The sequence below is a fragment of the Bradyrhizobium sp. C9 genome (assembly GCF_002532045.1).
Taxonomy (GTDB): domain Bacteria; phylum Pseudomonadota; class Alphaproteobacteria; order Rhizobiales; family Xanthobacteraceae; genus Bradyrhizobium.
In genome coordinates this window covers 144,511-156,968 of record NZ_NWTG01000014.1, presented here as the reverse complement: position 1 = coordinate 156,968, position 12,458 = coordinate 144,511, and the positions used below count along the sequence as shown (strand labels likewise).

The 12,458-nt window shown below is 64.6% G+C and carries 10 protein-coding genes; 7 read left to right on the top strand and 3 right to left on the bottom strand.

The features are described from left to right. Window positions 1-218: 218 nt before the first annotated feature. From CO675_RS25600 to CO675_RS25580, 5 genes are all read left to right on the top strand, one after another. A complete protein-coding gene (locus CO675_RS25600) occupies window positions 219-1,436 on the top strand; it encodes an extensin-like domain-containing protein (RefSeq protein WP_097674603.1) in 1,218 nt (405 codons plus the stop codon). A 111-nt stretch (window positions 1,437-1,547) separates the two neighbouring features. After that, the gene (locus CO675_RS25595) at window positions 1,548-1,931 is read left to right on the top strand and encodes a response regulator (RefSeq protein ID WP_050403215.1); all 384 of its coding nucleotides are present in this window, start codon (window positions 1,548-1,550) and stop codon (window positions 1,929-1,931) included. A gap of 140 nt (window positions 1,932-2,071) precedes the next feature. Continuing rightward, window positions 2,072-2,266 (top strand): hypothetical protein, encoded by a 195-nt coding sequence (locus CO675_RS25590; RefSeq protein ID WP_050403216.1) that lies wholly within the window; start codon window positions 2,072-2,074, stop codon window positions 2,264-2,266. Window positions 2,267-2,355: 89 nt separating this feature from the next. Beyond that, window positions 2,356-3,060, top strand: a complete 705-nt coding sequence (locus CO675_RS25585) for an SDR family oxidoreductase (RefSeq protein ID WP_097674602.1) — start codon at window positions 2,356-2,358, stop codon at window positions 3,058-3,060. 375 nt (window positions 3,061-3,435) lie between these two features. Next, window positions 3,436-6,108 carry a flavin-containing monooxygenase gene (locus CO675_RS25580; RefSeq protein WP_097674601.1) on the top strand — a complete coding sequence of 891 codons (2,673 nt, stop codon included), beginning with the start codon at window positions 3,436-3,438 and terminating at the stop codon, window positions 6,106-6,108. A gap of 84 nt (window positions 6,109-6,192) precedes the next feature. Here CO675_RS25580 and CO675_RS25575 read toward each other — a convergent pair whose 3' ends face one another. Beyond that, on the bottom strand, window positions 6,193-6,486 hold the full coding sequence (locus tag CO675_RS25575; protein ID WP_097674600.1) for a hypothetical protein: 294 nt from the start codon (window positions 6,484-6,486) through the stop codon (window positions 6,193-6,195). Between the two features lie 162 nt (window positions 6,487-6,648). Then, window positions 6,649-7,491: a GNAT family N-acetyltransferase gene (locus CO675_RS25570; protein ID WP_097674599.1), complete on the bottom strand. Its 843-nt coding sequence runs from the start codon at window positions 7,489-7,491 to the stop codon at window positions 6,649-6,651. A gap of 371 nt (window positions 7,492-7,862) precedes the next feature. Here CO675_RS25570 and CO675_RS25565 point away from each other — a divergent pair, with 371 nt between their 5' ends. Beyond that, on the top strand, window positions 7,863-10,799 hold the full coding sequence (locus tag CO675_RS25565) for a cadherin-like domain-containing protein (RefSeq protein WP_097674598.1): 2,937 nt from the start codon (window positions 7,863-7,865) through the stop codon (window positions 10,797-10,799). Window positions 10,800-10,884: 85 nt separating this feature from the next. After that, complete coding sequence (locus CO675_RS25560; RefSeq protein WP_143279102.1) at window positions 10,885-11,241, top strand: hypothetical protein; 357 nt, start codon at window positions 10,885-10,887, stop codon at window positions 11,239-11,241. Window positions 11,242-11,318: 77 nt separating this feature from the next. Here CO675_RS25560 and CO675_RS25555 read toward each other — a convergent pair whose 3' ends face one another. Further along, on the bottom strand, window positions 11,319-12,389 hold the full coding sequence (locus tag CO675_RS25555) for a helix-turn-helix transcriptional regulator (RefSeq protein ID WP_097674596.1): 1,071 nt from the start codon (window positions 12,387-12,389) through the stop codon (window positions 11,319-11,321). Window positions 12,390-12,458: the final 69 nt, after the last annotated feature.

The following is a 12,458-nucleotide window of genomic DNA, read 5'->3' as shown; positions in this document are numbered from 1 at the left end:
CCCCGGATACCGTCTGTAAGTTTTCGGCAAGATTGCAGTACTCGGCAGCGCAATCTAAAGATGAATGACGATGCGGAGCATTCGCGATGATTGGTGACACAGCGATGCGATCGCGTGGATTGCGCGACCGGGTTCCACTGCATGGTTAAACACAGCTGAAATCAAACGATCGAAATGCGTTGAAGAGTCTTTAATCAAATTCGCAGAACCTCCGCGCCATGACGCGTGGAGTTCGTTTGTATCTCGTCGGCTCCCTTGTCCTTGTGTCGCTTGCTGGTTGCGGCCGCGGTCTGTTTCAGACTGCCGAGCGCGAACCGTGGCGGGCCGAGGCCGAGGCCGCATGCCTGAAATCCGGCGCGGTCAAGGAAGGTCCGGACCTCGTCCGCATCGATCCGATTTCCGGCCCCGGCGTCTGCGGCGCCGAGTTTCCGCTCAAGGTGGCCGCGCTCGGCGAGGCCAGTTCGGCTTACGGATTTGCCGACGACAGCCTGCGTCCACCGGCGTCGGTCGGCAACCAGCCGCGTTGGCCGATCAATCGTCAGCCGGGCCCGCCACCCGCGCAGGCGCCGTATTCCGAACAGGCGGTCGGCCAGCCGAACTATGGCAGCCAGCCGAACGGACCGGTGTCGCTGTCGGCGCCCGGTGTCCCGCCGCAGCAGGGCGAGATCGACCTGCCGCCGGATGGCTCGCCCGATGCCCGCGGCGAGCGACCTTACTATCCGGGCCTGCCCGGCAATCCGCAGCGCGAGGGCGCGGCCGCGCCTTACTCACCTGCACCTTATTCCCAGCAGCCGTCCGGCGCGGCGCCGCCGCCGCGGCTCGGCCCGTCGAACGGCAATTCGGTGATGACGGTCGGTCCGGTTGCAGTAAAGCCTGCCGCAACGTTGGCATGCCCGATCGTCTCGGTGCTGGAGCGCTGGCTTGCCGATTCGGTGCAGCCGGCGGCGCAACGCTGGTTCGGTGCGCGCGTCGTCGAGATCAAGCAGATTTCGGCCTATTCCTGCCGCGGCATGAACGGCAATTCGCACGCGCATATTTCCGAGCACGCCTTCGGCAATGCGCTCGATATTGCGGCCTTCACGCTCTCTGACGGCCGGCGCATCTCGGTGAAGGACGGCTGGAAGGGCCTGCCCGAGGAGCAGGGCTTTCTGCGCGATGTCCAGGCCGCCGCCTGCCAGCAATTCACCACGGTGCTGGCGCCGGGTTCCAACGTCTATCACTACGACCACATCCATGTGGATCTGATGCGCCGGGCCAGCCGGCGCCTGATCTGCCAGCCCGCTGCCGTCTCCGGCGAAGAGGTCGCGGCGCGCGCCGGCGGCCGAAGCCCCTATGCAGCGCGCGAACCTTATGTCACAGGATCGCTTGGCGGCAGAAAGCCGGCTCCGCGGGGTAAAGCGGGGGTCAACGAAGAAGACGAATTCGCCGACGAATAGGACGCGTCTGATACCCGTATTTGTACTGGGGGTGCCGTGCAAACGGTAGCCACTATTTGCTGCATATGCTCGCGGAGCCGGGCGCACCCGGCTGATTTCTGGGGGATAGCTTTGCAAGACGTGCCGATCATTCTCGTCATCGAAGACGATCGTGATCTTCAGATGATGGTAGAGGACGCCCTGAGGGATGGCGGCTATGAGCCGGCGATCGCGGGCTCGGGTGAGGAAGCACTGACGCTGCTCAAGGCGTTCCGCACCAAATACAGCGCGCTGGTGACCGACATTCGCTTGCTCGGCCGGCTCGACGGCTGGCGCGTGGCGCGTGGCGCCCGCGAGATCGATCCGTCATTCCCGGTGCTCTACATCACCGGCGGTGGCGGCGACGAGTGGCCGACCCGGGGCGTGCCGGATAGCGTGCTGCTCAACAAGCCGTTCTCGCCCGACGAGCTGGTCGCGGCCGTGACCAAGCTGCTCAAGAACGGCGCGCCGGCCTGACGGCAGTCCCGAGCGGCCTGCCGCGCCTGGCGGGCTGTTCGCGGCGGGCGCTTATTCCGTCTTTATAAGATCCCGTCGCGGTTCTTCTCGAATTCATACGTGCTCGCGCTCATCTTCGCCGCAACAGCCGGAGAACGAAGATGACGACCTATCGCGCCTACATCGTCGGACCGCACAGCCGATCCATCGGCGTGGTCAACATGGATTGCAGCGACGACGATGCAGCCGTCACATCGGCCAGTCGTCTTGTCGACCGTCATGATATCGAACTGTGGCAGATGGATCGGCCGGTGGCGAGGTTCGACGCCGGTTCGAAGCAGGTGTTCCGGAAGTAGCGGGACGCGGTGCGGCAGACCGGCTGTCGCGCCGCGTGATCCCTGATGATAGACCTTGCTTCAGGTTCGTCATCAATGGGATCTCGATCATGACAACAGAGAAGGTCGCACTCGTCACCGCAGGCGGCAGCGGCATGGGAGCGGCGGCGGCACGGCGGCTTGCCGCGGATGGATTTCGCGTTGCGATCCTGTCGTCGTCGGGCAAGGGCGAGGCGCTCGCCGCCGAACTCGGCGGCATCGGCTTCACCGGCTCGAACCGTTCGAACGATGATCTGGAGCGCGCCGTCGACGGCGTGATGGCGCGCTGGGGCCGCATCGATGCGCTGGTCAACAGCGCCGGCCACGGCCCGCGCGCGGGTGTGCTGGAACTGACCGACGAGCAGTGGCACACCGGCCTCGACGTCTACCTGATGAACGTGATCCGCCCGACACGTCTGGTCGCACCTCACATGCAGGCGCAGAAGTCGGGGGCGATCGTCAACATCTCGACCGCCTGGGCATTCGAGCCGAGCGCGATGTTTCCGACCTCGGCTGTGTTCCGCGCCGGGCTCGCCGCGTTCACAAAACTGTTCACCGACAGCTACGCCGCCGACAATGTCCGCATGAACAATGTGCTGCCGGGCTGGATCGACAGCCTGCCGGCAACCGACGCGCGCCGCGACAGCGTGCCGATGAAGCGCTACGGCAAGGCGGAGGAGATCGCAGCGACGATCGCGTTCCTCGTTTCCGAGGGCGCAGGCTACATCACCGGACAGAACATTCGCGTCGATGGCGGTTTGATGCGGTCGGTGTAGTGCACAATGCGGGTCCCGTCACTTTGAGAACAAGCGAGTTCGTGATTCACAAGCGGGGCCAAATATTCGGTGTCGTCCCGGCGAAAGCCGGGACCCATACTCTGCAGCGGACGTTGTGAAGGGGACTCGTCGTTCCACCGATGCGCAACAATGTCCATCGGTGGTTATGGGTCCCGGCATTCGCCGGGACGACATTGAAGTGTGTGGTGCCGTCCGTACCCGTTGCGTCGTCACTACTTGCGTCCACACGCTACGCATCTTGCTCCAGGCCGCACGCGTCACAATTGCGGCGACCTCAGATTGCGTTTGTCGTGATGACAAACTGAAAGCGCAGGGCTAGCCTTCCGTCAAATCAAAACATACGGGAGGAATGGCATGCCAGACGCAGCGGTTGCAGCACGCGCTTCGGACTCCACGCACAGCGGAACCACGCAGCAGGTCGACGTCGCGGTCGTCGGCGCCGGTTTCGCAGGTCTCTATCTGCTGCATCGGCTGCGCAAGGCGGGCTTCTCGGCGGTTGCGCTCGAAGAGGGCGCCGATGTCGGCGGCACCTGGTACTGGAACCGGTATCCCGGCGCGCGCTGCGACATCCAGACCATCGATTACAGCTACACGTTCGATCCCGAGCTCGATCAGGCGTGGACCTGGTCGGAGAAATACGCGACGCAGCCGGAAATCCTGCGCTATCTCGGCTTCGTCGCCGACCGCTACGATCTGCGCCGCGATATCAGGTTCGGCACCAAGGTGACGCAGGCGACCTGGGATGATGCGACGTCACGCTGGCTGATCGCGACCAACAACGGCGCCAGTGTCTCGTGTCGTTACTACATCATGGCGACCGGCTGCCTGTCGTCGCCGAAGCCGCCGGAGATCGACGGCGTCAAGGATTTCAAAGGCGACATCTATTTCACCGGGCGCTGGCCGCATCAGGGCGTCGATCTGAAGGGCAAGCGCGTTGCCGTGATCGGCACCGGATCGTCGGGCATTCAGTCGATCCCGCTGATCGCCGAACAGGCCGCGCAGCTCACAGTGTTCCAGCGCACGCCGAACTTCGCGCTGCCGGCCGGCAATGGTCCGGCGCCGGAAGATCGCAAGACCTTCTTCGAGACCGACCGCGCGGCCTATCGCGAGCAGGCGCGCTGGTCGATGGCCGGTGTGCCGTATCCGCAGCAGACCGTGGTGAGCTGGCAATTGAGCGATGCGGAACGCCGCGAGCGGTTCGAGAAGGCGTGGGCGGCGGGTGACCTCGTCCACATCCTGACCCAGTTGTGGGCCGACCAGGCGGTCGATGTCGACGGCAACCGGCTGGTCGCCGATCTGATCCGCGAGAAGATCGGTGCCGTGGTCAAGGATCCGGAGATCGCCGCGGCGCTGGCCCCGCACGATCATCCGTTCGGCGCCAAGCGTCCCTGCCTCGATACCAACTACTATGCGACCTACAACCGTCCGAACGTAACGCTGGTCAATCTGCGGCAGGAGCCGATCAAGGCGATCACGGGCGGCGGCATCTCGACCGACAAGCGCAGCTTCGATGTCGACGTCATCGTGTTCGCCACCGGCTTCGACGCGATGACCGGCGCCATCATGGCGGTGCATCCGATCTCCGGTCGCGGCGGCAAGTCGCTGTCGGATGTCTGGGCGCACGGACCGCAAACCTATCTCGGCGTCACCGTCGCGGGCTTCCCCAATCTGTTCATGATCACCGGTCCCGGCAGCCCGTCGGTGCTGTCGAACATGGCTGTCTCGATCGAGCAGCATGTCGACTGGGTGGTCGATCGCATCGCCGCGTTGCGCGACGCCGGCTTCACCACGATGGAAGCAACCGAGACCGCGCAGGCCGGCTGGGAACGCCACATGGCCGATTGCGCGACGCTGACGCTGCATCGTCTCGCCAACACCTGGTACACGGGCGCCAACGTGCCGGGCAAGCCGCAGGGCGTGATGCCCTATACCGGCGGCGTCGGCCCGTATCGCAGCATCTGCAACGAGGTGGTCGGGCGCGGCATGCTCGGCTTCAAGCTCTCGGGTCCCGGCGTTGCCGAGCAGTGCAATGACGGCGAGGTGGTGCGTTTGCAGCCGGACGTGCGGCTGGTGCTCAATATGCTCGGCGAGATGAACCTGCCGCCGATCGAGACGATGGGGGCGCAGGGCGCGCGCGACTTCCTCAACGAGTTCAACAAGGGCCGTCCAGCGGGCCGTCCGGTCGGCGAGGTCGACACCGGCATGCTGCAGGGCGCTGAAGGGCCGCTGCCGTACAAGCTCTACCGGCCCGCAACGCCGGGGCCGCATCCGATTGTGGTGTATTTCCACGGCGGCGGCTGGGTGCTCGGCGACGAGCTGTCGGACGATCCGTTCTGCCGCGATCTGTGCCGGCGCACCGGCATGATCATCGTCAGCGTCGGCTATCGCCACGCACCCGAGCATCGCTTCCCGGCTGCGGCCGAGGACGGCTATGCGGCGACGCGCTGGATCGCAGCCCACACCGCCGAGCTCGGCGGCAAAGCGGGCCCGGTGCTGGTCGCGGGCTGGAGCGCCGGCGGCAACATCGCGGCCGTGACCTGCCAGCTCGCGCGCGATCGCGGCGGGCCCGAGATCGCGGGCCAGCTGCTGATCTGCCCGGTCACCGACTCCTCGTTCGACCGGCCGTCCTATGTCGACAACGCGGCCGGCTACTTCCTGACCCGCGGGCTGATGTTCTGGTTCTGGGACCTGTACTGCTCGCCGGCCGACCGCGCCGATCCGCGCGTCGCGCCGTTGCGCGGCAAGCTCGAGGGCCTGCCGCCGGCGTTCATCGCGACCAGCGAGTTCGATCCGCTGCGCGACGAGGGCATTGCCTATGGCGATGCGCTCGCGAAGGCCGGCGTCAAGGTCGAGCAGCTCAAGGCACAGGGTCACTTCCACTCGTCGTTCGTGATGGTCGACGTCATCATCACCGGCGTCGCCGGTCGGGTGAAGATGGCGAAGGCGCTAAGGCGTTTCGCCGGACTGCCCGAGGAGCTGGAGCAGGACAACGTCGCCGCGCCGAAGGTCAACGCGGCAGCGAATTAGAGGAGCGCTAATCCCCGCTGGCTTGCCGCGGGGATTTCGCACGACTGCGGAGCTCCGGTGCTGTTTCAATCAGAACCGGAAGCTCTAGAGGAAGGCGAGATGCTCGACCTTGTTCACGACGTCGTCGAGCGTCTGCTTGGTGGCGGCAGTATCGCCGCCGGCCATGAACACCTGCCAGAACTGCCGATCGACATTGTGCAGATGCAGGATGGACACGCGGACGCCGTTCTTGTTGCCGGCGACCTCCGACTGGGTGTTGACGACATCGGTGAAGCCGCTCTGCTTCAGCGTGTTGGCGACGACGCCCTTGAGCTCACCGACATTGGCGAGCGCCTCGCTGAGGCCCATGTTGCGGAAATTGAAAAACAGGAACGCCATGCGACACCTCCTTCTATTGCGGACGAGCGCAGCGCGCGGAAGTGCGCCGAACTGGCTCTCTCGCTCAACCAGAGGTGTATTTCCCTATTGAACAATCGCGTTATGAGCCGCTTCACAGGAACCGAGGCCGCGATCGTGCGGCATTTGAACGCAGAGGTTTCTCTAGCCGAGTTCGAACGTCGTGACGCCGAACACGCGATCGATCCGCAATGGCGGGATCGCGCCGGTGTACATCCGCGCGGTCTCGAACACCGGCGACAGCCCGAGGCCTTGCGCCAGCGCCACGGCGTCGCGGTTGACCGCGGGGACATCGAGGAATATCGCGCCGTCGTCTTCGCTCGCGAGCAATGCGGACAGGATTGTCTCGGCGCCGGCGCGGTCGTCGGCGACAAGCGGACCGATCTTGCGGCCGGTGCGGCACGGGCGGATCACACCCCAGCCCGCCAGCCGGCCGCCGCGCATCAGCGCGCGTCCGACATGTCCCGGTGTATTGATCCAGGCGCGCAGGAAGGCCGGACGCGGCGCGGGAAACACCGTGGCGTCATCGGCCTCGATCAGCGCCATAGGCACCTCGGTCAGCGCGACGATGCCGGGGTTCGGCGCGGACGGTGCGGTGACCGTGCCGCCGTAGCGCACATTGGCGTAAGCGAGCGCGAAGCCGGACTTTTGGTAATTCGCCTGCTGCGCCACCACGCCATCGAGCCCGATCACGCGCGGGCTCGCATGCGCGATGGCCGCGTTCCAGATCTTCAGACCGTAGCCGCGGCCGCGCAGATCCGGGCGCACGATGTAGAAGCCGAGGAAGGAGAATTGTGCGCCGTAATTGACGCAGGAGATCACCGCCGCAGGCTCTCCGTCGAGTTCGCCGACGAAAAATCCTTGCGAATCTTCGGCGGCAAAGCAGGCCGCATCGGCGAGACCGGGATTCCATCCCTCCGTCGCGGCCCAGTCGATCGCGAGCGCGATCTCGTCGGGTCGCATATGTCGGATGATGAGGTCGCTCATCAGCGATGATCCCGTGTGATTGGAGTCACGGACTGTGCCTCCATGTTTGTGACGATCACACTACCCTCACAGAATGAGGCTGCCCACAGACGGTGCTTGAGCACGCACAAAATTTTCGACGAATTCGTCTAACAATTTATGGTTTTGTTATAGTGTGAAACACGTTTGACTTGTAGTTGCCGCAAGCCTAACAATCTCGCGCGCCGCCGCGGATTTCAGTGCGGTGCTCGTGAATCCCGGATCAAGCGGCCTTTGCGCCGCAAATTTCGAAATCGGAATCACCCTCAACAGAAAGAATTGCATCGCACGTCAGCAAGACAACTGAACGGAATTGGGGACGTTTTTCATTTCACCCAAAACGGAGTTTTCCCATGACTCAAGTTGTTAATTTGTCCGGTAATCCAGATATCGATGGCATTCTCTGGGGATGGGAGTGGGGTTCGGGCGGCGCGCAGAATCTGACATTTTCGTTTCCCACCAGCAGCGCTGAATACGGCTATCAGGAGATCGACAATTTCAGCGCGTTCACCGCGGCACAGCAGACCGCGGTGCGTACGGCGCTCGCCAACGTCGCAAGTTTCACCAATCTCACCTTCACCGAGACGACGAGTGCCGGCGCGACGCTGCGCTACGCCAATGCCGACAAGATTGACTACACCGACGACAGCAGTGTCGCCCAGCACACCGGACTGCACGTGCCTGGCAACGCGCCGGGCACCGCGGAGGCCAATCCGCCCGAACTGGGCTACAACGGAAACGCGCCGTTCTCCGCGATGGGCGCGCAAGGCGACGCATGGTTCGTCACCGGCGGCTACACCAATCCGGTGCTCGGCAGCTTCCAGGATGCGGCCGGCATCATGCACGAGACCGGCCATAATCTCGGATTGAAGCACGGCCACGTCACGCAGGACGGGCACGGCGTGACGTTCCCCGCGCTGCCGGCTGATCACAATTCCTACGAATACTCGGTGATGACCTACAGCCAGTTTCCTGGCGACAATGCGACCAATGGTGACAACGCGCCCGATCATCCGACCACCTACATGCAAGATGACATCGCCGCGCTGCAGTACATGTACGGCGCGAACTATGGCGCCACGGCGCACAACGGCAACACCACCTATACCTGGAGCCCGACCACCGGCGAGGAGTTCATCGATGGCGTCGGGCAGGGCGCGCCGCAAAGCAATTTCGTGCTGATGACGCTGTGGGATGGCGGCGGCACCGACACCTACGACTTCTCCAATTACACGACCAACCTCTCCATCGATCTCAATCCCGGCGCCTGGACCATTCTGGACACCAGCGCGGCGCACGCGCAGCGCGCCGATCTCGGCAATAACGGGGCGGGCGGCGCCGAGTATTTCGCGCGCGGCAACATCGCCAATGCGCTGATCGATCCGAACGACCCGACCGAGACCGCATCGCTGATCGAGGACGCCAATGGCGGCTCGGGCAACGACACGATCGTCGGCAACGCCGCCGACAACGTGCTTCGCGGCAATGGCGGCAACGACACGATCGACGGCGGGGACGGCACCAACACGGTCGTCTACAGCGGCAGCCGGCTGCAATACATCGCGACCCTGCTCGGCAGCGGCGCGATCCAGATAGCCGACCAGCGCGGCGGGTCACCTGACGGCACCGACACCGTCACCAACATCCAGAAATTCGAGTTCGCCGACGGCACATTCAACGAGACCGAAGTGCTGAACCGTCCGCCGGTGCTGTCGCCCGATCCGGGATCGCCGCATCCGCTGACCGAATTGCCCAACACCACCAATTCCGCCTCGCTGCAGGAATTTCTCGGCGCACTGACGTTCACCGACGCGAATGCCGGCGACACTCACACCGCGAGTGAGGCGTTTGATACCGCGACCTGGTCCGGCGGCGTCACGGTTCCGCTCGCGACGCAGGCGGCCCTCGCAACGGCGCTGACCGATTCGATTGGCGTCGACGGCACCAGCGGGACGCTCAACTGGCAGTTCGACCTGGCGGACAAGAATCTGGACTTCCTGGCGGCTGGCGAGACGCTGACCGTGGTCTACGACGTCACGGTGGCCGACCACCACACCGGCTCGAGCGTCAGTGACACTTCGACCCAGCAGATCACGGTCGTCTTCACCGGTACCAATGATCCCGTGTCGGTGGTGCCGGCACTGTCCAACCTGACGGGCACGATCAGCGAATTGCCCGGCGTCACCGGAAGTTCGACGCCGGATACGACCGCCGGCGCGATCGCCTTCACTGATCCCGATCTCAACGACCGGCCGACTGCGACGATCGATGCCGCCGGCGAGACAGTGACCTGGCAGGACTCGACGCACGATTACACGTCGGAACTCACGCCGACGCAGATTGCCTCGCTCGAGGCCGCCTTTACGATCATGCCCGAGGCCGGCAACACCAACGCAGGCAAGATCGACTGGAGCTACAGCATCGTCGACAAGGATCTCGATTTCCTGTCGGTCGGCGAGAGCCTCACCGTCACGGTGCCCGTCATCATCGACGATGCGCATGGCGGGGCCGTCACCCAGGATGTCGTCCTCACCATCAACGGCGCCAATGACGCGCCGATCGCGGTCGCGGACAGCAACGGCACGGCCAAGAAGTCGACGCTGTCGGTTGACGCGTCGCACGGTGTGCTGTCCAACGACACCGATCCTGACATCCACGATCAGGGGCACTCGGTGGTCAGCGCCGTAGACGGGGCGGCCGGCAATGTCGGGCACACCATCGCCGGCACCTACGGCTCGCTGACGCTGAATGCCGACGGCAGCTATGTCTATGTCGCCAACAAGGGGGGCTTGCCGTCGCAGATCGTCGCGCAGGACACCTTCGCCTACACGATTGCCGATCCGCATGGCGCAACAGCATCGTCGACGCTGAGCATCGTCGTGTTCAATCCCGGCGTCGATTACCAAGCCGGAAGCCATACCACACTGAACGGCGGCAACGGCCAGGACGTGCTCGACGGCTCGGCGGGGCACGACATCCTGATCGGCGGCAATGGCCCGGACGTGCTGATCGGCGGCGATGGTGACACGTTGACCGGCAACAACGGGCCGGACACGTTCCTGTTCCGCCCGCATTTCGGCACCAACGTGATCACCGATTTCGTTGCGCACAATGACGCTGTGCAACTCGACAAGTCGATCTTCGCCAGCGTGAACGACATGCTATCCAATCACACGGCTGATACCGCCGCTGGCGCTGTCATAACTGACGCGTTCGGCGATACGATCACCTTTGCCGGGATCAAGGCGGCGGAGCTGCAAGCGCACGCAGGCGATTTCCATCTGGTCTGAGCCGGAGGAGGGCGTCCTGCGGCTTGATTCATAAAACCACCCGCCGCAATCTGCTTGCGGCGAGTGGATGATCGGGACATTCGAAATGACGTTGCGTTTGCCGATATTTGCCATCTCCGCAATCACCCTTGGTGTGATCGACATGACCTCGACGACGCAGATCAACGCGACAAGTGCCCTTGCCGCTTCGCCGATCTCGGGCGCCGCGCCGCTCGAGGTGATCTTCACCGGCATGGGGCCGGGGATGCCGGAGGGGGTGGTCGTGCTCGATTTCGGCGACGGCCGGACCGATGACACGATCTCACCGATCCGCGGCTTCAAACGGACCCACGTTTATCGCGCGGCTGGATCGTATACGGCCGTGCTCAAGGGCGGCGCTTACGGCGGTCAACGCCCGGCGGTGCTGGACGAAATCGGGCGGGTGACCATCATTGTGGATTGAGTCGAATCTCTCTCGTGACGCTGACGCGTGTGCAGCGCGTCTCGAAGGGTAAGCGCCCCGCCGGTGCGGCGCCATGCTCAGGCGATCCGCAGGACGAGGCTGACCAGTTCGGGCTGGCGGTGCGTGCCGGTCTTGGCGAAGGCCGACTTCAACTGGTTGCGTGCCGTGTCGTGAACGATCCCGAGCCGTTCGGCAGCGTCGGCGATCGAGAGGCCACCCGCGAGCAGCGCCACCAGCCGCGCTTCCGCCGGCGTCAGGCCGAATGCCAGGGCGACTATGCCGGGCTCGGGCATCGCCCGCGGCGTCAAATTGGCGAAGACCAGCATCGCCCGCGCGCCGAGGAAGACGTTGCGTGCCGCGCCGTCGACCGGCAACACGCGCAACACCACCGGCCCCTTGTGCGTACGGCGGATCAGGATCGGCTCGATCGGCAGCGCCGCGCGCTCGGGTGCGCTGCGGATCAGGTCGACGACTTGATCAAGCCGCGCCTGTGCCGCCTTGTCGCGCACGATCAGCCGGCGGTCCCTGATCCTGATATCCGCATCGAAGCCGGCATCGGCGGCCTCGTTGCGATCGATCACGAGGCCCGCGCGGTCGAGTATGACAGCCGGCTGCCGCACCCGGTCGAGGATACCGGTCATGGAGGCGAGCGCGATGCGGCCGACCACGGTCGACAATGTCGCTGTCTCCGTCAGGCGCGGACCCAGCTGCGCCAGCAACCGCGTCTCGCGTGTATCGAAATGTCCTTCCGCTCCGGTGCGCTGCAACGTCAGCACCCACGGTGCGCTGTCGGCCCAGAAGCCGATGCCGGCGAACCAGTTGAAGCCGAACGGATACAGCACCTCGTTGTACATCGGATCGGACCGGATCTGCTCGGGTGTCAGGAAGTCCTGATCGGTGATCACTTCGCCGGCCATTGCTCGCGGAATGCCTGGAGCGCGCGAATCCTGCTCATGCCAGTTGTGTGCGAAGTAGTGCTGCACCATCTCTTCGGTCGATGCGGTGCGCGGCACGTCCGGGGTCCGCACGTCGCTTTGCAGCAGTACGGCGCCGGTTGCGCCCACCGCTTCGCAGATCGACGTCATGATGCCGGTCCATGCCGCCGGGTCGACCACGGCGTCCCCCAGCCGCGCCATCACGCTGGACATTTGATCTGGGTCGATATGCCGGTTCATCCGGGGAATTGTCGCGCGAGGCGGCGGCGCGCGACAAGCGCG